The sequence below is a fragment of the Chryseobacterium kimseyorum genome (assembly GCF_025971945.1).
GTDB classification, from domain to species: Bacteria; Bacteroidota; Bacteroidia; order Flavobacteriales; family Weeksellaceae; genus Chryseobacterium; species Chryseobacterium kimseyorum.
Genome location: NZ_JAPDHW010000002.1, coordinates 270,680 through 293,200 on the forward strand (window position 1 = coordinate 270,680; position 22,521 = coordinate 293,200).

17 protein-coding genes are annotated in these 22,521 nt (G+C 37.7%); 12 read left to right on the plus strand and 5 right to left on the minus strand.

What is annotated here, in order from left to right:
* Positions 1–130: 130 nt before the first annotated feature.
* The 4 genes from OMO38_RS03835 to OMO38_RS03850 form a co-directional block, all read right to left on the minus strand.
* Positions 131–772, minus strand: coding sequence for a 50S ribosomal protein L25/general stress protein Ctc (locus OMO38_RS03835; RefSeq protein ID WP_264748898.1), 642 nt, complete (start codon positions 770–772; stop codon positions 131–133).
* Positions 773–826: 54 nt separating this feature from the next.
* Positions 827–1,765 (minus strand): ribose-phosphate pyrophosphokinase, encoded by a 939-nt coding sequence (locus OMO38_RS03840; protein WP_264748899.1) that lies wholly within the window; start codon positions 1,763–1,765, stop codon positions 827–829.
* 84 nt (positions 1,766–1,849) lie between these two features.
* Positions 1,850–3,382, minus strand: coding sequence for an SGNH/GDSL hydrolase family protein (locus tag OMO38_RS03845; protein WP_264748900.1), 1,533 nt, complete (start codon positions 3,380–3,382; stop codon positions 1,850–1,852).
* 9 nt (positions 3,383–3,391) lie between these two features.
* Entirely contained in the window at positions 3,392–4,630 is a 1,239-nt protein-coding gene (locus OMO38_RS03850) for an OmpP1/FadL family transporter (protein ID WP_264748901.1), read from the minus strand.
* A gap of 279 nt (positions 4,631–4,909) precedes the next feature.
* Between OMO38_RS03850 and OMO38_RS03855 the strand changes: the two genes are divergently transcribed.
* The 5 genes from OMO38_RS03855 (at position 4,910) to OMO38_RS03875 (ending at position 12,189) form a co-directional block, all read left to right on the plus strand.
* Positions 4,910–6,370 (plus strand): PSP1 domain-containing protein, encoded by a 1,461-nt coding sequence (locus OMO38_RS03855; RefSeq protein ID WP_264748902.1) that lies wholly within the window; start codon positions 4,910–4,912, stop codon positions 6,368–6,370.
* Positions 6,363–6,824 carry a gliding motility lipoprotein GldH gene (locus OMO38_RS03860; protein WP_264748903.1) on the plus strand — a complete coding sequence of 154 codons (462 nt, stop codon included), beginning with the start codon at positions 6,363–6,365 and terminating at the stop codon, positions 6,822–6,824. Before OMO38_RS03855 ends, OMO38_RS03860 begins: the two co-directional genes overlap by 8 nt.
* A gap of 6 nt (positions 6,825–6,830) precedes the next feature.
* A complete protein-coding gene (locus OMO38_RS03865) occupies positions 6,831–9,212 on the plus strand; it encodes a transglycosylase domain-containing protein (RefSeq protein ID WP_264748904.1) in 2,382 nt (793 codons plus the stop codon).
* Positions 9,213–9,288: 76 nt separating this feature from the next.
* On the plus strand, positions 9,289–10,830 hold the full coding sequence (locus OMO38_RS03870; RefSeq protein WP_264748905.1) for a protein adenylyltransferase SelO: 1,542 nt from the start codon (positions 9,289–9,291) through the stop codon (positions 10,828–10,830).
* 84 nt (positions 10,831–10,914) lie between these two features.
* Entirely contained in the window at positions 10,915–12,189 is a 1,275-nt protein-coding gene (locus OMO38_RS03875; protein ID WP_264748906.1) for a DUF6080 domain-containing protein, read from the plus strand.
* A gap of 55 nt (positions 12,190–12,244) precedes the next feature.
* On the opposite strand, the gene OMO38_RS03880 is transcribed toward OMO38_RS03875, so the two are convergent.
* Positions 12,245–12,775: an SPOR domain-containing protein gene (locus OMO38_RS03880; RefSeq protein WP_264748907.1), complete on the minus strand. Its 531-nt coding sequence runs from the start codon at positions 12,773–12,775 to the stop codon at positions 12,245–12,247.
* A gap of 183 nt (positions 12,776–12,958) precedes the next feature.
* On the opposite strand from OMO38_RS03880, the gene OMO38_RS03885 reads away from it, so the two are divergent.
* The 7 genes from OMO38_RS03885 (at position 12,959) to OMO38_RS03915 (ending at position 22,479) form a co-directional block, all read left to right on the plus strand.
* The gene (locus tag OMO38_RS03885) at positions 12,959–14,317 is read left to right on the plus strand and encodes a c-type cytochrome (RefSeq protein ID WP_264748908.1); all 1,359 of its coding nucleotides are present in this window, start codon (positions 12,959–12,961) and stop codon (positions 14,315–14,317) included.
* Positions 14,318–14,340: 23 nt separating this feature from the next.
* Positions 14,341–17,385 carry a TAT-variant-translocated molybdopterin oxidoreductase gene (locus OMO38_RS03890; RefSeq protein WP_264748909.1) on the plus strand — a complete coding sequence of 1,015 codons (3,045 nt, stop codon included), beginning with the start codon at positions 14,341–14,343 and terminating at the stop codon, positions 17,383–17,385.
* 25 nt (positions 17,386–17,410) lie between these two features.
* A complete protein-coding gene (gene nrfD, locus OMO38_RS03895; protein WP_264748910.1) occupies positions 17,411–18,808 on the plus strand; it encodes an NrfD/PsrC family molybdoenzyme membrane anchor subunit in 1,398 nt (465 codons plus the stop codon).
* Entirely contained in the window at positions 18,795–19,316 is a 522-nt protein-coding gene (locus tag OMO38_RS03900) for a DUF3341 domain-containing protein (protein WP_047443227.1), read from the plus strand. The genes nrfD and OMO38_RS03900 overlap by 14 nt, the downstream gene beginning before the upstream one ends.
* Positions 19,309–20,001, plus strand: coding sequence for a c-type cytochrome (locus OMO38_RS03905; protein ID WP_264748911.1), 693 nt, complete (start codon positions 19,309–19,311; stop codon positions 19,999–20,001). The genes OMO38_RS03900 and OMO38_RS03905 overlap by 8 nt, the downstream gene beginning before the upstream one ends.
* 8 nt (positions 20,002–20,009) lie before the next feature.
* Complete coding sequence (locus tag OMO38_RS03910; RefSeq protein ID WP_264748912.1) at positions 20,010–21,341, plus strand: quinol:cytochrome C oxidoreductase; 1,332 nt, start codon at positions 20,010–20,012, stop codon at positions 21,339–21,341.
* A 121-nt stretch (positions 21,342–21,462) separates the two neighbouring features.
* Positions 21,463–22,479, plus strand: a complete 1,017-nt coding sequence (locus OMO38_RS03915) for a hypothetical protein (RefSeq protein ID WP_264748913.1) — start codon at positions 21,463–21,465, stop codon at positions 22,477–22,479.
* Positions 22,480–22,521: the final 42 nt, after the last annotated feature.

Consider the following 22,521-nt stretch of genomic DNA (forward strand, 5'->3'; position numbering starts at 1 on the left):
TAGAACAGCTCAAATTTACGACTTTTTATCCAAAAGTCTGCCGGATTAATAGAGTGATAGATTTCATCTAAGAACAAAAAAACCTGCCAAAATAAATTGACAGGTTTTTCTATTTTGATTAAGAAATTTCTTATTCAGCTGCTGCTTCTTCAGTTGCAGGAGCTTCACCTTCAGCTGTTGCAACTTCTTCTTCATCGTCATCATCTGCCATAGCGCCACCTTTAGCTGCATTTCTAGACATTTTAACAGCTACTACCACTGCATTGTCTGGGTGCACGAAAGAATAACCTTCAGCTTTGATTGTACCAACATAAAGTTTGTTACCAATTTTAAGAGAAGTAATATCAACTACGATCTCGTCTGGCAAGTTTGCAGGAATAGCTTTCACTCTCAATTTTCTGAAAGACTGACGTAAAACACCACCAGCTACAACACCTTTAGAACGACCTGTCAATCTTACAGGAACTTCCATAATCACTGGCTTATCGTCAGATAATCTGTAGAAGTCTGCGTGAATGATCTTGTCTGTAATTGGGTGGAACTGAATATCCTGAAGAACTGCAGGAATTACCTGTCCGTCAACTTCAATAGATACCGTGTGTGCTTCAGGAGTATACACTAAACCTTTGAACGCTTTCTCTAATGCAGAGAAGTTCAATGGCTCGCCACCTCCGTAAACAACACAAGGAACTAATTCAGCATCACGTAAAGCTTTTGTCGACTTTTTGCCCACGCTTTCTCTTTTTGTACCTTGAATTGTAATAGATTTCATTTATAAAAATTTAAAAAATTGTTTTGTTTTAATTTGCAATCGATTAATTATCAATTAGATAACAAACTTACTGCTAATCGACTGATGCTCGTGCACCATCTTCATAACATCAGCAAATAATGGGGCGCAAGATAGCACTTTTATTTTAGATGACAAATTAGTTTTCACAGGAATTGAGTCAGTTACAATAACTTCCAACAATTGTGAGTTCTCAATATTCTCATAAGCCTTACCTGAAAGCACTCCGTGAGTTGCCATTGCGCGAACAGATTTTGCTCCTTTTTCCATTAAGATCCCGGCAGCTTTGCAAAGCGTTCCGGCAGTATCAATCATATCATCGATAAGAATTACGTTTTTGCCTTCCACGTCTCCGATCAGGAACATTTCTTCTACAACATTTGCCTTTTTTCTTTCTTTATAAGCAATTACCACATCAGCACCCAGGTGACCTGCGTAGTTTTTCGCTCTTTTCGCTCCACCCATGTCCGGAGAAGCAATGGTCAGATTATCAAGATTCATATCTCTGATGTAATCTACAAAGATTGTAGAAGCATACAGGTGATCAACTGGAATTTCAAAGAACCCTTGAATCTGATCCGCATGCAGATCCATCGTCATGATTCTTGTAGCACCAGCAGCAGTTAAAAGATTGGCTACCAATTTTGCTCCGATCGGCGCTCTTGGCTTGTCTTTTCTGTCTTGTCTTGCCAACCCGAAGTACGGAAGTACTACGGTAATGCTTTTAGCAGAAGCTCTTTTTGCTGCATCAATCATTAAAAGAAGCTCCAAAAGATTGTCTGCCGGCGGAAATGTAGAAGCGATAAGAAAAACACGTCCTCCTCTTACAGATTCGTCAAGCACAGGTTCAAATTCACCATCGCTGAATTCCTGGATGATGATTTTTCCCAATTCTTTCCCATAATGATGGGCAATTTTTTCTGCTAGCTCCTTACTAGTTCTTGTCGAAAATAGATAACTTTGTTGCTCGGCCATTTTTACTTTTTAAAAGATTTTGCAAATTTAAAAAAAAACCACAAGAATCAATCCTGTGGTTTCGTTTTTTATTTTTATTAAATTTTAAGGAAATGTAACTCCCGAATATTTATTTACATCTACTTGCGGTAAAGTTGATTTATACTTTAAATTAATTGCCTTGATGAATTCATTGGCAACAATCGCATAACCTCTACCCGTAAGGTGTACACCGTCTAAAGAGAATGTTCCTCCTGTTACGAATTTAGCAGTGTATTTTACTCCGTCAAATGAAATTCCTGACTGACCGTTAAGTTCAACCATTTTTTTATTTGCATCAACAAAAGCCAATCCGTAAGTATCTGCTAATGTTCTAATCGAAGTATTGTAGGCATCTACTGCGGTCTTCACTGCTGTAGCTTCAGTTTTAGTCAGTACATGCTGATTCTGTAACGGATATGAGATTCCGTACACATTGATTGAAGACGGCACTCCTGGCGCTGTAGTTCCGATAACTCCTCTTGTTGTAAGAAGAATATAATCTTCAGCAGTGGTTTGTCTTGCCTGTCCGTAGATCTGTCCGAAAGCAGTTGCTGTAGGAAGACCTAATGATGGTGTAAGTGCTGCAGTCAGTTGTGCACTTAGATCCGTAAGAGAAGCATCTTTAATTAAAACTGGGTTTGCAGAAGTTGCTGAAAGCGGATTAATTCTGTTCCCCGCTCCAAAAGCTGTCAAAGCCTGTTTTAGCGGACCGTATAAACTTGTGTTTAAAGTTGTAAGATTTGCGCCTAAAGCTGCCGGTGTAAGCGGATTGTAAGGAACTGTGGTAAAATAAGGAATTGATGTTACATAAGGAATGTTTGCGATCACCCCTTTTGTTGTTCCTCCTACTTTTAATTTATCAAGACCTGCTTTGATTGCCGCTGCAACAACGTTAGGATCAGAAATATCATTTGCTCCATAAGTAGCAGGATTAATATTTCCGGTTTGGTTTACACCAACCCCGCCGCTTGTAGCATAGCTTAATACATCGTTATTTCCGATCCAGTAAGAAAAAAACGTAGGCTTCTTTAATACTGCATCATCTACAACACTTGAAGTTGCGCTTGTAGAAAACCTTACGTAATAAGGATTTGCAGTTCCCGTCAAAACTCCCGCAATGTTTCCATAGCCAGGTGCTACTAAGTGAAATGATTTTGCTCCGGGAACCCCGAAATTGTTCAGAGCACCTGTTACTTTATTCGCAATATTTGTTGTTGGTGTTGCCGCAACATTCGTAATGTTGGGAGAACCGTTTACAAAAGACTGAATATAAAGTTTTGTAGCCTGAATAGCAGTTGTACCAAGAAGAAGTCCTCCGTTATTGTCTGCCATCAGTGGCTGCACGAAACTTCCTCCACCAGCTAATCTCATTTGACCAGCTACAATATTAGGATAAGATTCATTTTGCCCATCAATATATAATGCATTATCTCTGTATCCTGAAGTCAATGAATTTCCTAAAGAAACATAGTTAGAAAAATCTGCCTCACCTCTAGTTACGGCGATATCTTGTACGTCTGTATCAAAATCTGTTTCGCAGCTTGTTGTAAAGAACAGCGCAGAAACAGCAAGTGTAGATATTATTATTTTTTTCATAATTTCAAATTAAAAAGGATTGTAAGATAAACCTAGACCCACGTAGAATGCTTGTGCTTTTGCCTGACCATAGAAACCTAAGTATTTATTATTCACCTCTCTGCTCTGTGGCATTACATAACCTCCAGCAATGTCAACTCCAAATTGCTTGAACTTAAACCCTACCCCTCCGGTAAGTACGAAAGAATCGAAAGATGGTGTTTCAGGAATGAAATTTTCATCAGTATACGGAGACTCGTCATAGTAAGCACCCAAACGTCCGAAAACCATATCGTTAAACATATACTGTGTTCCTAATCTGAATGTCTTAGAATTTCTGAAGTTTTTAGGAGCAACCAGAATTGTAGCATCGGTCTGATTTCCGATCGGGGCATTGGCAAAATCTAAAGTCAGCCTGCTGTATCTTTCCCATCCGTGATAATTAAAATCTGCCGAAATCAACCATTTTGGTGTAACCTTGTATGTTAAACCTACTGTATATTCTTCAACCAATGGTAAGGTTGCGGTAAAACCGTCCTGTCCGGCACTGTTTAATCCCAGCAATCCGTTAACAGTATTTTGTGCAGGAACTGTGAATGTAGCAGTTCCTTTTTTAGCTTTCATATCAACAGGTGAACGGTAAGCAATACTCATATCAAACTTTGGATCTGGTCTGAAATAAAAACCGAAACCGTAACCGTGGCCACTTGCTTTCTCATCATTGATATTAACTGTACCTCCAAATTGTGTAACTGCTTTGTCCCAGTTTACCTGTCCTTTAGCATAAATGTAGCTCGCCCCGAAAGACAGCCAATCTGCCATTTTCACAGAAACCATAGGCTGAAAATAAAAACTTTTCAGTTCAAGCTTCTGTACCATTTCTCTTCCCTCCCAATCGTAAGGATACTGAATAGTACTTCCGAATGGCGTTGAAAAACTGAAACCAACAGACAATTTATCAATTGGCTTATATGCAATCGCAGCATAGATAGGAGTTCCGATAGGATTATCGGTTTCTGTACTCTGTAAAGTATTTAGATTTTGAAAAGTAACTTTGTTACTTGCACCAAAACCTCCTGCAACGATACTCAGTTTCGAAGGAATGAATGACATACCGGCAGGGTTAAAGAATGCAACACTCGCATCTTCAGCATGAGCACTGGTATGTGCCATCGCCAATTGCTTTACCCCTTGCAAAGAAACCCTAAAGCCTCCTGCATAAGATAGAACCCCAGCCAACAAAGCGGTTGATACTAATATTTTTTTCATAGACATTTATTATATAATCCAAATATAAAATTATTTTGACTACAGTTGTTAATTATTCTTAATATTTTAAACAAACTCATAAAAGAAAATTATGTTTAAAATAACACTTTCTATAAATCCCCCATTAAGTGACTATTATTAAAGACATTAGAAAATAAATACGATCATATATTATCTTGCGTTTAAGTTTAAACATTTTACAAAATAAAGATTTAGTATTTTTGGAATTGTGTAAAGATAAAAATCAATAAATTTGCAAGATTAAATAAATTATAATATATGAGTTGTGGATGCAAAACATCCGGCGATTCTGCACATTCTTGCGGAACGAAATCCGCGAATGGCTGTGAAAGTGTAAATACCTGTGGTAATAGTTATAAATTAAGTGTTTTCGATTGGTTATCTAACGTACAAAACCCGGCATCTAACCGGTTTGATTTTGTGGAAGTTAGGTTTAAAAATGACAGAAAATCGTTTTATAAAAATGTAAACAATATCCCTTTACATATAGGTAGCGTAGTAACAGTAGAATCTAGCCCCGGACACGATGTAGGAGTGGTAAGTCTCTCAGGAGAATTGGTAAAAATCCAGATGAAAAAGAAAAGATTTTCAACTGAAGACCCACTTAAAATATACAGACTGGCTAACCAAAAAGACATCGAAGTCTGGCAGGAAGCAAGAAAAAAAGAAGAAACCGTAAAGGTTGACGCCCGAAAAATATCTCACAGGTTAGGTCTTGAAATGAAGATCACGGATGTGGAATATCAGGGTGACGGATCGAAAGTCACGTTCTACTACACGGCCGATAACCGCGTAGATTTCAGAATGTTGATTAAGGAGTTCGCAGGAACTTTCAGAACCAAAATCGACATGAAACAAATCGGTTTCAGACAGGAAGCTGCAAAAATCGGTGGAATCGGTTCTTGCGGAAGAGAATTATGCTGTTCTACATGGTTAACAGATTTCAGATCAGTGAATACCAACGTGGCAAGATATCAGCAGTTAAGCATCAATCCTCAGAAATTGGCCGGACAATGCGGAAAACTGAAATGTTGTTTAAATTACGAATTAGACAGTTATCTGGATGCGTTGAGCCACTTTCCTTCTTCATCTACGATGTTGGATACAGAAAAAGGACGAGCTTTCTGTATAAAAATCGATGTTTTCAAAAAGAAAATGTGGTTTGCCTACGTTGACAGTTCGATGGCCTGGTATGATTTCGATATCGATTTAGTAAAAAAACTCATTGCTCAAAACAAAAAAGGCGAAAGAATACTTCCATTGGAGGAGTTGAAAGTGCCGGATATTGCTTTGCCGAGCGTTGACCTTATCCAGGAGAACAGTGTAGATCGATTTGAGAAAAAGAACAGAGGAGGTTTCAACAAAAACAGAAATCAGGGTCAGGGTCAGAACCCTAATCAGAACAGACCGAATAACAATCAGGGACCAAGAAAAGACCGTCCGGAAAGGAATGACAGAAATGACAGACCTCAGAAAACGGATCGCCCTTCAAATGAGCGACCGGCAAATTCTGACAGACCAAAGAATACAAACCCGAACGCGAAATCTAACCCAAACCAAAATACAAACCAACGACCGCCAAAGCAACAACAGCCACAGCAGCCGAAGGTTCAGTTAGAAAAAGCAGAGGCAAATGTTAATGCTGAGCAAAAACCACAACAGCCTCCAAAAAAGAAATTTAAAAAGAAATTTCCGCCCAAAAAAGACAACAATGCATAGAATTTTAGGGGTAATGATGCTTATTTTTTTAGTAGGATGCAGCACTTCGGGTGAAGATGTCATGATGAAACCTATTAATAATAAATGGAGCAAAAAAGCCGAACAGAAATTTAAACTTGAAATTACGGATTCGCAAAATCCTAAAAATATTATATTTGTTGTAAGGAATAATAATGATTATCCTTACAGCAATATTAGATTTATTGTTAATTTTAAAAACCCAAAAAGCAAAACCGCTCAGGTAGACACCTTAAATTATATTTTGGCAAAACCAAACGGCGAGTGGCTTGGGACAGGATTTGGAGAAACAAAGGAAACTTTATTTCAGTACAGAACAAATTATAAATTTCCGGAAAAAGGAACTTATGAGATCGGGGTAACTCAGGCGATGAGAAACGACGATCTACCGGGAATTGAAGACATTGGTATAAAAGTAGAAACGGCTAAACCGTAATTATACATGGAAGTAAACAATCAAAATACAGGAAATAAGGGAAGAACATTCCCTCTTCCGCCTAAAAAAAATGGTAAAAGTACTGCCTGGAAAAGATGGGTTAAATTCATCTGGATTGGTTTTATTGCAGTAGTTTTAGGGATTTCAGGACTTTTCTTTTCGGTATCCCAAGGTTTTCTTGGAGACATGCCGGATGTAAAAGAACTGGAGAACCCAGACATTTATGTAGCATCTCAGATCATCTCATCAGATGGTGTTGTTTTGGGTAGATTTGAAAAGGAAAAAACCCAGCCAATTGCTTATCAGGACCTTCCGCCTTATATTATCTATGCTTTGCAGGCAAAAGAAGATGAGCGTTTTAAAGAACATTCAGGTATTGATTTGCAGTCTGTAGCGCGAGCGGTAGTCTATGGTGGTGGCCGAGGCGGTGGATCTACTATTACTCAACAGCTTGCAAAATTACTTTTTACAGGAGGAGCTTCTCAGAATAAAATTTCAAGAGCTTTCCAAAAGCTTAAAGAATGGGTGGTAGCTGTAAGTCTTGAGAAAAGATATACAAAAGAAGAAATCATCACTTTGTATTTCAACAAGTTTGATTTCCTATACAATGCCAACGGAATCGAGATGGCAGCGAAAATTTACTTTAATAAATCTACAAAAGAGCTTACTCTTCCTGAGGCAGCAATGTTTGTAGCTATGCTCGAAAATCCGAACAAGAACAATCCGATGCGTAACATGGATAGAGCTAAAACCCGTAGAGATGTGGTTTTAGATCAAATGTTAAAAACAGGATATATTGATCAGGCAACATTTGACAAAGCCGTTTCAACGCCGATTACTTTAGATTATCATCCAATAAAGAATATTAACGACAATCACTCTGCTTACTATAAGTTTTATCTGAAAAAAGAGATTGACAGATATCTAGAGGATTATGAAAAAGAAAAAGGTAAAAAGCTGAATCTCTATAAAGACGGTCTTAAAATCTACGTAACGCTGGATTCTAAAATGCAGCAATATGCTGAAGAGGCTATCAAAGAACATTTAACTGACCTTCAGAAAAGATTTGATGCAGAGCAGAGAGGAAGAAAAAACAGACCTTTTTATTTTCTTAATGACAAGCAGGCAAATGATGTAATGATGCAGGCTGTAAGAAGAACCGGTCGTTACAAACAGTTGGTGGCTGACAATGTTCCCGAAGATTCAATAATGATGGAATTTAAGAAGCCGATTAAAACATCACGTTTTACATGGGCTGGTGAAGAGGAAGTTGAAATGTCTCCTTGGGATTCTATCAGATGGCACAAGCAGATTGCACAGGCCGGATTGATGTCTGTAGTTCCGGGAACAGGTGAAATAAAAGCCTGGGTTGGTGGTATCGACTGGCAGCACTTCCAGTATGATCACATCAAACAGGGAAAAAGACAGGTAGGGTCTACATTTAAACCATTTGTATATGCTACTGCAATTATGAAATTAGGTTTAACACCTTGTTCTACAATATCTAACGCGAGCTTCAACAAAGGTACTTATCACGTTCCGGGAAGAGGAGGAATGCTTACACTGAAAGATGCATTGGCGCAATCACAAAACCCCGTGGCATTGAGACTTGCTGAGATGACAGGTACTCAAAGTGTTATTCAGACTGCTCGAGACTTAGGCGTTACACAGGAAATTTCTACAAGCTTACCAATGGCTTTGGGATCATCAGATATTACCATTTACGAAATGGTGGGTGCTTACAGTACATTTGCCAACTACGGAAACTACAATAAACCGGAAATGATCTGGAGAATTGAAGATGCCAACGGTAGAGTAATAAAAGAAGTAAATGCAGAACCTAAAGAAGTAATGAACCCTAATTATGCATACACCATGATCGAATTGATGAAAGGTGTGGCACAATTTGGTACAGCTTCCGGTGAATTGGGAAGAAAAGGAATCTCTAAGGATGTGGAGATTGCTGGTAAAACAGGAACTACCCAAAATAACTCAGACGGTTGGTTTATGGGGATTACACCGAAACTGGCAACTGGCGCTTGGGTTGGATGGGAAGACAGAGCAACTCACTTCTACGGAACCGGTGAAGGTCAGGGTGCTAAAATGGCATTGCCAATCTGGGCAATCTATATGAAAAAAGTATGGGCAGACAAATCTCTGAAAATTTCTACAGATGATAAATTTGTAAAACCAGGCGACTGGAAAGATGGCTGTACCAATCTTCAGGGGCTTGGTGGCGGTTACGGTGATGATGGTGGTTTACAGACTATTGATCAGATCAAAAATCCTAGACCGGCTGATCCCACACCTAAAAATAATGCAGGTAAAAAGGACGAAAACGTCAATGAAAACCTGAATACGGGAGAAGATATAGATTTTAATAAATAAATTCTTTAATAATTATTATAAGACCTTTCAATCACTGAAAGGTCTTTTTTTGTCTCTGTTTTAATATATTTGAATTATGAATCTTAAGAATATCAAACAACCTTTTCTCGAAAATTTCCCAGGAGATTTTTCTAAAAATCCAATACAGAGAAACACCCCAAAAGTTTTGTTTTCAACCATTGATCCTGTAGGATTTGATCATCCGAAGCTGATTGTCTTTAATGAAAAACTTTCTGAAGAAATAGGTTTGGAAAAATTCAATGATACTGATCTTGATTTTCTTGTCGGAAATAATTTACCTGAAAATATAAAAACCTACGCAACAGCTTATGCCGGACATCAGTTTGGAAACTGGGCAGGACAATTGGGTGACGGAAGAGCAATTATTGCCGGAGAAATACAAAATCCTGAAGGACAGAAAACTGAGATTCAGTGGAAAGGCGCAGGAGCGACACCCTATTCCAGACATGCAGATGGAAGAGCAGTTTTGAGATCGTCCGTAAGAGAGTATCTGATGAGTGAAGCCATGCACCATCTTGGTATTCCAACAACCAGAGGTTTAAGCTTAAGCTTTACAGGTGAAAATGTAGTTCGGGATATGATGTACAGTGGTAATCCACAGGAAGAAAAAGGAGCCGTTGTAGTAAGAACAGCCGAAAGCTTCCTGCGTTTTGGTCATTTTGAACTGATGTCTGCACAAAAGGAAATTGATACTTTACAGAAACTGACAGATTTCACCATCAAAAATTATTTTCCTGAAATTACTTCCGAAGGCGAACAGAAATACAAAGACTTTTTTCAAGCGGTCTGCACCAAAACTGCAGATTTAATGGTGGAATGGTTTAGAGTTGGTTTTGTACACGGTGTTATGAATACCGATAATATGTCGATTTTAGGATTAACGATTGACTTCGGACCGTTTTCTATGATGGATGAATATGATCTTAATTTCACCCCAAATACCACAGATCTTCCGGGAAGACGATATGCTTTTGGCAAACAGGGACAAATTTCACAGTGGAATCTTTGGCAACTCGCCAATGCACTTTTTGCTCTGATCAAAGATGAAAAATTCCTGGAAGAAACTTTGAATTCTTACGGAACTTATTTCTGGAAAGCCCATGACGCCATGCTCTCCCGAAAATTCGGCTTTGATGGAGTGAAAGAAAATGACGAAGAATTTTTCACTAATTGGCAGGGATTAATGCAGGAACTTCAGTTAGACTATACTCTGTTTTTTAATTTGATTGAGAAAATTGATACTGTTTCTGATCTAAAAACAGAATTTCAAAAAATCTCGTATACCATTTTAGATGAAAAAAAAGTAAGAAAACTTGAAGATTTCATCAGACAATATCAGTTACGTTTGAAAAAAAATACGATTGAGAAAGACGAATCTGTAAATTTAATGAAGAACAACAACCCAAAATTTCTTTTGCGAAACTATCTTTTATTTGAATGTATTGAAGAAATTAACGAGGGCAAAACTGAAATGCTGGAAAAATTAACCAAAGCTTTAGAAAATCCTTACCAAGAAATTTACCCCGAATTTTCGGCTAAAAGACCTTCAAATTACGATGACATTTCCGGCTGCTCAATGCTTTCCTGCAGCTCTTAAAACCGTAGGAAAATAATAGAATTAAATATAAAACTCATCTTCATTGGTGAGTTTTTTACTTTATTTTTGCACAAAATTAAAACGGTGTCTATAAAATCAAAATTTTTAAACTTTTTTAAAATTCTTTTTCCTTCCACGTTTGTAGAATTAGGAATTTTCATCTTCTTTTTATCAGTCTACGGAATTTTGGGTTCTTATATTGCGGTCAATTACAGAATTATTTTCGACAGCAGAATTCCTTGGGATGCATATTTCAGTTTTGATAATAAAGCGATTGTCACTACAGGCGGAAGCTTTGAAAGACATCCTCTGTCATATTATTTTTTCAACTGGATGAAGGATTCTATTCTGCTCTTCACAAACGGAAAAACGGATGTAAATTTCAGACTGATTTTGGCCTGGTTAAGTAATTTCATCATCAGTTTAAGTTTGGTTCAGGTCTATAAATATCTGAAAAATATTATCCGACTTCCACTGCTGATCAGTCTCCTGATTGTCTTCTTTTTCAGTTTATTTTCAACAAATATCCTTCTTTCATTCACTCCGGAAACCTATACTTACACTTTGTTTCTGTTGGTTTTGTTTAATCATTATACAGCAATAAAATTTAAAAAGGACGGTAAAATTGCCGGATCAGCCTTAGTACTGGCAGGAGTGACAATCGGAGGATTAACCGTAACGAATATTGTGAAAATTTTCATTCCAGTTATCTTCGAAAAAGGACTGTTTAAAAGCTGGAAAAAATTTGGAAATGCAGCTTTCAGAGTAGTCCTTTCCGTTGGTGTTTTTGTTCTTTTATACCTGAACCGAATCGATTTTAAATATCAAAACATACTTTCAAAATCAGGCGAACAGTACGAAAAGTTCTCCAATGTGAAATCGACACCAACCTGGGATATGATTTATTCCTATTTTTTTGGCGGAAATATTCTTTTCCCAAGTTTTTTCATCCGCGAAAAACATAATATGAAAGGTTTTTACTTTAAAGCCATCTTCATGGAGACCTACTCTACCGCGCTTGCCTATGTTTTCATCGCACTGATTTTAGGACTTGCATTATGGAGCTACTGTAAGAATTTCAAAAACAAACTGGTGCAGATTCTCGTACTTTCTTTCCTGGTGGATATTGCTATTCACTGCATCTTTAGGTTTGGCCTGCATACGTCTTACATATACGGAGGACACTACGTTTTTGTATATCCACTTCTGTTGGGCTGGCTGTTTTTCGCCTATGGCAATTCACCAAAAACCTTATCTTTCCTGACCGCTACAACCGGGATTTTGACTGTTTATTTACTGCTGAACAATTACCACAGAATGATTGATTTCTTCGATTTTCTAAACAAATATTATATCTAAAAAAAGGGCTGAGAAAATTTATTTCTCAGCCCTTTTTTTATTTTATTGTAAAAACCTACTTAGCTTCGGCACAGAAAATTCTGTACTGTACTGCAACTGCAGATTTGAAATACTCTCTCACTCTTGAAAGATCCGAAGCGGCACTTTGCTTTGTAAAATAACTTCCTGCCAAAATCTTGTAATTCGGTCTCAGGGACGCGTCTGTCTCAACTTTCAAATTTGGAAATCTCTTTCTGAAATATGCTTTGATTTCGTTGGCTTCATCGTTACTTTTCACTGTAGTGATCTGAATTTTAAATCCTAAAATCCTTGGATTCTTACGGCAAACTTCTGCATTCGTCAATTCTCTGTTAGGCACAAAAATCTTGGCAGGTCTTGCAGGAACATCGTCATTATCTACAGATTTTACGACTGCAACTCTTGCACATTTTTCCTCCAAACTGCTCATCGCGTCACTCACACGCGAGTCCATCGTCATTACCAGTTCTGTACCGGATAAAGTATCTCTCTTTACAACCTGTTGGGCATCAATGGTATAAAAACCAAAGATAGAAAGTATCGAAAATATTTTAATGAAATTTCTCATTTAAACTTGTTTCTGCAAATTTAGAATAATTTAAAAATACAGCAACCATAGTTATTTAGAATAATTACAAATTAAACGTTAATGACATTTTCCCCTTTAGTTATACCGTTAAATTCCTGTTAAAAATATTATTTTTGCGGGATTGATTACAGTTTCAATATTTACTAACATAAGATAATTTAAATGATTAGTTGGAGAAAGCATTATAAAAAAGGGCTGATTGCGATAGGTTTATTGCTATCAACAAGTGCTTCAATTTACGGGCAAGACGGCGATCCTAAAAATGGTGAGAAACTTTTTAAGGCAAATTGTACAGCATGTCACGCTTTAGACAAACAAGTTGTAGGACCGGCACTGAAAGGTGTGGTAGAAAGACTTAAGTCTGAGCAGGGACTGGATACAGAATGGCTTCACAAGTGGATTAAAGACAACAAAGCACTCAGAGCTTCTGGCGACAAGTACGCCAATGAAGTTTTTGAAAAGTACAATAAGACTGAAATGCAGGTCTTTCCTAATCTTGCAGACAAGGATATTGATGATATTTTAGCGTACACAACTAATCCTCCGGCTCCGGAACCAGCTCCAGAAGCTGCAGCAGGAACTACTGCTGATGCGGCGACTGCTGCACCGGCTAACAACACTACTTCAAGCATTGTAATCATTTCGCTTTTGGCAATTGCCGGTTTATTGGTTTGGATCTTAGTCAAACTTAGACAGCTTGTGAAAATGGGTCAGTCTGAAGATTTAGCAGGTCTTAACGAAAGCAGAGTAAAATCTTTCAGCGAAATCTACGAGAAATACCACTACATCGGTAAAGGTCTTCTAGCTGTTTTGGCTATATTAGCGACTTACGGAGTATGGAACTGGATCATGTGGATCGGTGTTTACAAAGGGTATAAGCCTGAACAGCCTATCTACTTCTCTCACAAAATTCACGCTGGCGAAAATAAAATCGACTGTCAATTGTGTCACTCAAGTGCTAAATACGGTAAGGTTTCTGAAATTCCTTCCATGAACGTTTGTATGAACTGTCACAGAACAATTTCTGAATACAACGGTAAGTACCTTGAGCCAGGAAAAGACAAAGCATTCTATGACGGCGAAATCAAAAAGATTTACGAGCACACTGGTTGGGATTCTGAAAAACAACAGTATACAGGTAAAACATCTCCTGTAGAATGGACAAGAATTCACAATATGCCAGACTTCGTTTACTTCAACCACTCACAACACGTTGTAGCAGGTGAACAGGCGATTATCAATTCTTTCAACAAAAAGAATCCAGACAACAAAATTGATGTTGTATGCAAAGCATGTCACGGAAAAATTGATACAATGAATGTGGTACAGATGGCAAACGACTTCACTATGGGATGGTGTATCGAATGTCACAGAACGACTGAAATTGATATGAACAACGGTTATAATAAAGAATACTTCAAGAATCTACACGAAAAGCTTAAGAAGCAATACCCTCAGGATGGCGGTAAGATTACTGTAGATGCGATTGGAGGTCTTGAGTGTGGTAAATGTCATTATTAATAACTAAAAAATCAGAAGTATAAATGGCTTCAAACAAAATACAATTTAGAAGTATTCACGAACTTAAAGACCCTTCCCTAAACGGTAAGCTGGCTCTTAAAGAGTTCCAAGAAGAAATTCCGGTAGAAGATTTCTTAGGTGATGCTGAGAAAAGTGATGCTAGTACAACAAGAAGAGATTTCTTGAAGTTATTAGGTTTCTCTACTGCAGCAGTTACTTTAGCAGCTTGTGAGGCACCGGTAATCAAAACAATTCCTTATGTGGTAAAGCCGCATGATATTATTCCGGGAGTTCCTAACTATTACGCTTCAACATATTTTGACGGTTTCGATTTCGCAAGCGTTTTAGTTAAAACCAGAGAAGGAAGACCAATCAAAATTGATCCGAACCCGGCAGCAGGTGATTTAGGTAAAACTAACGCAAGAGCTCAGGCAAGTGTACTTTCTCTTTATGATAACGATAAAGTAAAGCAGCCTAAGTTTGAAGGTAAAGACGAAACTTTTGATAAAGTAGATGATTACGTAATCAAAGGTTTAGAAGAAGCTAAAGCTTCAGGTAAAAGAATTGTCTTATTATCTCACTCTTTTGCTTCGCCTACATTCAAAAAATTATTTGCTGAATTTAAAGCTAAATATCCTACCGCTGAACTGGTAACTTACGATGCAATTCCTTACGCCGCTTCTTTGGATGCTGCACAGGAAGTATTCGGACAGAGAGCTTTACCTGTTTATGACCTTAAAGGTTCTGAATTGGTGGTTGCTTTCCAGGCAGATTTCTTAGGAGAATACAATGCAGCAAGTTTAGAAACTTCTTATGCTGCAGCAAGAAAGCCGGGAGCAAACATGTTGAGACACATCCAAGTGGAATCAAACATGTCTTTAACTGGTGCTAATGCAGATTCTAGATACAGATTAAAGCCAAGTGCTGTAAACAAAACTTTGGTTGAAGTTTATAACGCAATCGTTGCAGGTGGCTCTTCAGATAAATTAGCTAACGAGCTTGCTAAAGAATTGTCAGCAAAAGGCAGCAAAGCTGTTGTTTTCGCTGACGGTTCTAAAGGTGCTCAGGTTTTAGCTCACTTAATCAACCAAAAATTAGGTTCAGTAGCTTTCACTGGTAAAGCAAACTTCCTTAAAGAGTTTGATAAAGTAAGATTCCAGGAATTTCTAGGTTGGGTGAATGGTGGACAGGTTGGTGTTTTAATTACAAACAATGTTGACCCAATTTATTCTCACCACAAAGGACAGGATTTCAAAAAATCTTTGACTAAAGTTCCTTACGTTATTGCTGTTGCAGACAAGAAAAACGAAATGTATAAGGCAGCGAAAGCTGTAATTCCGGTAGCTAACTGGCTAGAATCTTGGGGTGATATTGAGCCTCAGTCTGGAGTTTATTCATTGATGCAGCCAACGATCCAGAAAATTTACAAATCAAGACAGATCGAAGAATCTCTATTGGTTTGGAAAAACGGAAAGAACAATGCAGCAAACAACTATTACGATTATTTAAAAGCAAATTCAGCTTCTGTCTTAGGTGGAACTTCATTCAACAAAGCTTTATATAACGGTATCGTAGCTTCTGCTAACGCAACTACTTTATCTTATGCTGGCGGAAACGCTGCACAGGCTGTTGCCGAATTAGGAAACTTTAAAGCTTCAGACCTAGAATTGGTTTTATATACTAAGACTTCAATCGGTGACGGAACTCAGGCAAACAACCCTTGGTTGCAGGAATTACCAGATCCATTGACAAGAATGTCTTGGGATAACTACTTGACAATTTCTCCGAAAGATGCTCAGAGATTAGAAATAGAAAACGACCTGAATGCAAGAATGCAGTTAGACGGATCTATTGTAAATCTTACCGTAAACGGAGTAACAATAAAAGACGTTCCTGTATTTATTCAACCGGGACAGGCAGACGGATCAGTAGGTCTTGCGCTTGGTTATGGTAAAAAAGATTCAGGAGCAACTGCAGATACCGGGGTAAATGCTTATCCTTTATTTGATGGTTCTAACCTTGTAATTTCTAATGTTAAATTAGAAAAAACAGGAGAAAGCCACGAGTTTGCAGGTATCCAGCTTCAAAACACTCTAATGGGTCGTTATGATATTGCTAAAGAAGTTCCGTTAAAAGAATTCTTAAATGTTGCTTTTGATGACGAACACCACGGATGGAACAAGCCATTGGAATATCACACCATCAGCGGTGCATTGCCAGCAGGTAAAATTGACCTTTGGGATGCATTTGATGATACAGACGGTCCTCACTTCAACTTATCTGTTGACTTGAACTCTTGTACTGGTTGTGGAGCATGTATTATTGCTTGTCAGGCAGAAAACAACGTTCCTGTTGTTGGTAAAGAAGAGATCAGAATGTCCAGAGATATGTACTGGTTGAGAATTGACCGTTACTATTCTGCAAAAGAAAAAATCGAGACTAAAGAAGGTGTAGAAAGAGGCTTAAATGTTCCTCAGTTATATGACATTTTAATTGAACCGAATGAAAGTCCAGATGTGATCTTCCAGCCGGTAATGTGTCAGCACTGTAACCACGCTCCTTGTGAAACAGTATGTCCTGTAGCGGCTACTTCACACGGTAAGCAAGGTCAAAACCACATGGCTTACAACAGATGTATCGGTACTAGATATTGTGCAAACAACTGTCCGTACAAAGTAAGACGTTTTAACTGGTTTACTTATAACCTGAATGACCGTTTTGATTTCAATCAGAATAACGATTTAGGAAGAATGGTATTGAACCCAGATGTTGTTGTAAGAACAAGAGGGGTAATGGAAAAATGTTCATTGTGTATCCAGGAAACTCAGGCTACTATCTTGAATGCTAAGAGAGAAAACAGAAAAGTAACAGACAACGAATTTAAAAATTCTTGTGCTTGTGCTGCTGCTTGTTCTACCGGAGCAATGACATTTGGAGACATGAATGACAAAGAATCTGAAGTGAGAGAATTATATTCTAGCAACAGAAGATATCATTTACTTGAAGAGATCGGAACAAAACCAAACGTGTTCTATCATACTAAAGTAAGAAACAGAGTAGAAAATTAAAGTTTAAATAATAAATAGGTAAAAAATGTCAGGACATTACGAAGCTCCGATAAGGGAACCTCTGATTATTGGTCACAAAACTTATCACGATATCACAGAAGATATTGCACGACCTATCGAAGAAAGAGCAGGAAAATTATGGTGGGTATCACTATATGCAGCCTTAGTTCTATTCATCTACGGATTCGGCTGTATCGCCTACACTATCGGGACAGGTATTGGAGCATGGGGGCTTAACAGAACTATTAACTGGGGTTGGGATATTACCAACTTCGTATGGTGGGTAGGTATCGGTCACGCCGGAACTCTTATCTCCGCAGTATTATTATTATTTAGACAGCGTTGGAGAATGTCTGTAAACCGTTCTGCGGAAGCGATGACGATCTTCGCAGTTGTACAGGCAGCAATCTTCCCGGTTATCCACATGGGTAGAGTTTGGGTAGGATATTGGGTATTCCCTCTTCCTAACCAGTTTGGTTCTCTTTGGGGGAACTTTAACTCTCCTCTACTTTGGGACGTATTTGCAATCTCTACGTATTTCTCAGTATCTACAGTATTCTGGTTTATGGGATTGATTCCTGACTTTGCAATGATCAGAGACAGAGCAAAAACTCCTTGGACAAGAAAAATTTATACATTCCTGGCTTTCGGTTGGGGTGGTAAAGCAAAACACTGGCAGAGATTCGAAGAACTATCTTTGGTTCTTGCAGGTTTGGCTACTCCACTAGTATTCTCGGTACACACCACGGTATCTTTTGACTTTGCTACGTCAGTAATTAAAGGATGGCACTCTACGATCTATCCTCCTTACTTCGTTGCAGGAGCAATCTTCTCAGGATTTGCAATGGTACAGACTCTATTGTTGATCGCTAGAAAAGTTTGTCACTTAGAAGACTATATCACAATGTATCATATCGAAATTATGAACATCGTAATCATCTTAACAGGTGGAATGGTAACAGTAGCTTACGCAACTGAATATTTCATCGGATGGTACTCTGGCTCTAGATATGAAGACTTTACTTATCTTTCTCCAGGTGCGGCAACAGGGCCTTACTGGTGGGCTTTCTGGTCACTAATTATCTGTAACCTTGTTATCCCTGCATTATTCTGGTTCAAGAGAATAAGAACAAACATCATTGCTACATTTATTATCGCATTGATCATCAACATCGGTATGTGGTTCGAGCGTTTTGATATCATCGTTATCAACCTTTCAAGAGATTACTTGCCAGGATCTTGGACGATGTTTAAACCAACTATTATCGACGTAGGTGTATACTTAGGAACTATCGGATTCTTCTCTGTATTATTCTTATTATATGCAAGAACATTCCCTGTAATTGCACAGGCCGAATTAAAATCGATTTTGAAAATCTCAGGTGAAACTTATAAAGCAAAAGAAGGAGATGAGCACCACTAAAATTGTATACGGACTTTATGCTGATGACGACGATCTAATGAACGGAGTTAAAGCATTCAACGATAAAGGAATCGCAATAAATGAAGTTTATACTCCATTCCCGGTTCACGGGCTAGATAAAGCTTTAGGTTTAAAGAAAACAAGAATTTCTGATGCTGCATTTATCTACGCTTTATATGGTGTAAGTATTGGCGCAACAGTTACCTGGTACGTAATGAATCATGACTGGCCTCAGAATATCGGTGGTAAACCGGCTTTTGACTGGGCACACAACATGCCGGCATTCGTAGTTCCAATGTTTGAATTAATGGTATTCTGTGCAGCACACATGATGTCTTTAACTTTCCTGGTTAGAAACAAAATGTATCCTGGTGCTCCGGCTCAGAACCCAGACCCAAGAACTACAGATGATAAATTCATGATGGAATTTATTACTGAAGATGTAGAATCTATTAAGCAGCTGCTTGTTGATACGGGAGTTGAAGAAATAACTGTTAAAGATGCTTAAAATGAAAAAGAATGTACTAAAAATTACAGCAGTTTTAGGTTTAGCGTCAGTTTTACTTAATTCTTGTGGACCGAAAGAAAATGCACCATTGGTATATTTCCCAGACATGTACTTTCCGGTAGCTTACGATCCTTTGATGAAAGCTCAGGATGCGTATTCAGATCATGAAAATGAAATTCCGGCGTTTGCTAATAACAGCTTTGCGACAGGTCTTGCTCCAGTAGAAGGATCAGTAGCTCAAAATAAAGATGGTGTTTTTGCAGAAGGTAAACTTCCAAAAAACCCGGATGAATATAACGCAGGTTATGATGCTTCAAAATCATTAACTTCTTCTCCATTAAATCCGGCTAACGCTACGAAAGATATCGAAAGAGGTAAAATGTTATTTGACCGTACTTGTTCAGCTTGCCACGGAACTGGTGGTGACGGACAGGGACCAATCGTTCAAAGCGGAGCATATTCTGGTGTACCAAATTATGCAGATAGAGAAATCACTGTAGGTTCTGTTCATTATGTATTAACTAACGGTAGAAATGCAATGGGTTCTTATGCAGGACAACTGAACGCTGGAGACAGATGGAGAGTTGCAATGTACGTGATCAATGCTTTCAAAAAAGGCGCACCGGCAGCAGCTTCAACTACAGCCACAGCAGCAAAAACAGATTCTACCGCAACTAAAAAATAAGAAAAGAAATGTATAGTTTTTCACCAAAATTAAAATCAACTTCTATCATACTTCTTGTTGTAGGTTTAGTTCTATTTGGTATTGGTTTCTTCCTTAATCACGGGATCAGTACAGAAAGAATCGAGCACATGATGGAAGCAGTACACTCTGCCGGTCACGATGCTCCTACTCACTCTAGCGAGATGATAGGTCCTCAGGATCACGATTCACATCTTGAACATGCGACATTGCAGATTCATAATTCGCCTTTAGCATCAATTCATTTTGTAGCAGTATTCTTTTTCGGAGTTAGTTGTGCGGTATTGTTTTTCTACTGTATTCAGCACGCAGCTCACGCAGGATGGCCAATTATTATTACAAGAGTAATGGAAGCTATTGCTTCTTACATCCCTTACGGTGGTGCTATCTTGGTTATCATTATGTTGTTAAACATTTTACACCAAGGTCACTTATTCCACTGGATGGATCCGGATTTAACAGATCCAAACTCTGCACACTTTGATGTGATCTTATTTGAAAAGAAAAGATTCTTAAATATTCCTTTCTATGCAATCAGAACTTTGATCTACGTTATCGGAGCTTCATTCTTCGCATGGAAACTGAAAGCACAGTCTAAAAAAGTAGATGATACAAAATCTTTGGTTGAGTATCAGTTCCTTTACAGATGGGCAGTAGGATATATCGCATTCTTCGGGTTTGCTTCTGCAGCTTGGGCTTGGGACTGGTTGATGTCTATTGACCCTCACTGGTATTCTACTATGTACATCTGGTATTCTATGGTGAGCTGTCTTTCTAGTGGTATCGCAGTAATTATTTTACTAAGTGTTTACCTTAAGAAAAACGGATTCTTGCCACAGTTCAATGACAACCACTTGCACGATTTAGGAGTTTTCCTTTTTGCTACAAGTATGCTTTGGACGTACACATGGTTTGCTCAGTTTATGTTATACTGGTATGCGAACGTACCGGAAGAGGTAAATTACTTCTTCGGAAGATTCCAACACTACGGAGTTACGTTCTTGCCAATGTTGATCATCAACTTCTTATTACCATTATTGGTATTGGTAAGTTCAAGCATCAAGAGAAACTACAAAGTGGTTACGATCATGGCAGTAGTTGTAATCTTAGGTCACCTTTTAGATTACTTCAATATGGTAATGCCGGGAACAGTTGGTCCTTACTGGAACACTCCTGAAGTATTATTGTTGGTATTGGGTTCAGTATTATTTGTTGCAGGTTTATTTATCTTTACAGTAATGTCTGCATTATCTAAACTGAAATTAATTCCTACAGGAAACCCTTTCCTTCACGAATCTGAAATTTATGAGTATCCTTTCTAAGGACTTGTAACAAAATAAAACTTTAAAAGACTGATTGAAATATATCAGTCTTTTTTTTGTGCTTTAAGGCAACCTTTTCTAAAATAAACCGTCTTATAATAAATAAAACTAATAATAAACCATGAAAAAAACTCAACTCCTTTCATTACTGTTTGTATTGCTGTTCACCTTTATAAGTGCACAGACCACCACTTTTCTTTCAGAAAAAACAAACCAGCCCCTTCCTAAAGTTTCCGTATTTGGAAAAGACGGAACTATCATTGCCTATTCAGACATTGACGGAAAAATTGAGAGAAACACCTTAAATCTTTCCCAGGAAAAATTTCAGTTAGTGTATGAAAATTTATCACTCGGAACATTTTCTTATGCTGAACTGAATAAAGATGTGGTAAAACTAAATGACAGAGTAAAAGATATTGAAGCTGTGGTTATCAAAAATAACAAGCCGGCAAAATATGTTTTGGTAAAAGGAAACTTCAATGCTTACGTAACGGTGAATGGTAAACTGAACTGTTATGTTGATGGAGTTGCCACTTACGTTTTCGACAACAAAACCAAGAAAGTAAAAAGTACCAACGTGGAGCAGTACCGTATTTATTATCTGGAAACTGCAAAAAACGATCTCAAACAAATGGGTTCGTGGGATTACAGTTCTTCACTTGAATTTCCGAAGCTGAGAGATGTGGGAAATATTGGAGAATTCAAATCAAAAAAATTGAAAATAAAAGAGTTGAAGGGAAATGCGAAAGATGAAGTTGAAATTACGGGTCAAGCACTTCAGCAGAAGGAAGTTGCATTTTTTGGTTACCGCTTATATGATATAAAAAGCATTTTAAATATATCTTACGAGAAAGATTCAAAAAAAACATTGAGAGATTTTATTGAATCAAATGAAATCTATTTTATGAAACTAAAGCATAAAACTGAGCCACAATACAATCAGGTGATAAGTTATCGAAACTTTTATCCTACAGAATTAGATTTCAGTGATAAAAACGATGTTGAAAAAGTGAAGTTTGACAAAGACATCAGTCAATACAAAACAAACTATTGGCAAGATGCATCATTCCCAAATATGCAGACTATTTTCAGTTCATTTTTTAAAGAAGATTTAAAGGAAAAAGAAAACAAAAAATAAAAAATCTGTATTCATAAAGGTTTTACTAAATTTGCATCAAAC

What these genes read in the sequence shown, in the direction of transcription:
- OMO38_RS03835 (WP_264748898.1), bottom strand. Translation starts at nt 772, where the DNA reads ATGAAATCTATTACAATTCAAGGTACAAAAAGAGAAAGCGTGGGCAAA.
- OMO38_RS03840 (WP_264748899.1), bottom strand. Translation starts at nt 1,765, where the DNA reads ATGGCCGAGCAACAAAGTTATCTATTTTCGACAAGAACTAGTAAGGAG.
- OMO38_RS03845 (WP_264748900.1), bottom strand. Translation starts at nt 3,382, where the DNA reads ATGAAAAAAATAATAATATCTACACTTGCTGTTTCTGCGCTGTTCTTT.
- OMO38_RS03850 (WP_264748901.1), bottom strand. Translation starts at nt 4,630, where the DNA reads ATGAAAAAAATATTAGTATCAACCGCTTTGTTGGCTGGGGTTCTATCT.
- OMO38_RS03855 (WP_264748902.1), top strand. Translation starts at nt 4,910, where the DNA reads ATGAGTTGTGGATGCAAAACATCCGGCGATTCTGCACATTCTTGCGGA.
- OMO38_RS03860 (WP_264748903.1), top strand. Translation starts at nt 6,363, where the DNA reads ATGCATAGAATTTTAGGGGTAATGATGCTTATTTTTTTAGTAGGATGC.
- OMO38_RS03865 (WP_264748904.1), top strand. Translation starts at nt 6,831, where the DNA reads ATGGAAGTAAACAATCAAAATACAGGAAATAAGGGAAGAACATTCCCT.
- OMO38_RS03870 (WP_264748905.1), top strand. Translation starts at nt 9,289, where the DNA reads ATGAATCTTAAGAATATCAAACAACCTTTTCTCGAAAATTTCCCAGGA.
- OMO38_RS03880 (WP_264748907.1), bottom strand. Translation starts at nt 12,775, where the DNA reads ATGAGAAATTTCATTAAAATATTTTCGATACTTTCTATCTTTGGTTTT.
- OMO38_RS03885 (WP_264748908.1), top strand. Translation starts at nt 12,959, where the DNA reads ATGATTAGTTGGAGAAAGCATTATAAAAAAGGGCTGATTGCGATAGGT.
- OMO38_RS03890 (WP_264748909.1), top strand. Translation starts at nt 14,341, where the DNA reads ATGGCTTCAAACAAAATACAATTTAGAAGTATTCACGAACTTAAAGAC.
- nrfD (WP_264748910.1), top strand. Translation starts at nt 17,411, where the DNA reads ATGTCAGGACATTACGAAGCTCCGATAAGGGAACCTCTGATTATTGGT.
- OMO38_RS03900 (WP_047443227.1), top strand. Translation starts at nt 18,795, where the DNA reads ATGAGCACCACTAAAATTGTATACGGACTTTATGCTGATGACGACGAT.
- OMO38_RS03905 (WP_264748911.1), top strand. Translation starts at nt 19,309, where the DNA reads ATGCTTAAAATGAAAAAGAATGTACTAAAAATTACAGCAGTTTTAGGT.
- OMO38_RS03910 (WP_264748912.1), top strand. Translation starts at nt 20,010, where the DNA reads ATGTATAGTTTTTCACCAAAATTAAAATCAACTTCTATCATACTTCTT.
- OMO38_RS03915 (WP_264748913.1), top strand. Translation starts at nt 21,463, where the DNA reads ATGAAAAAAACTCAACTCCTTTCATTACTGTTTGTATTGCTGTTCACC.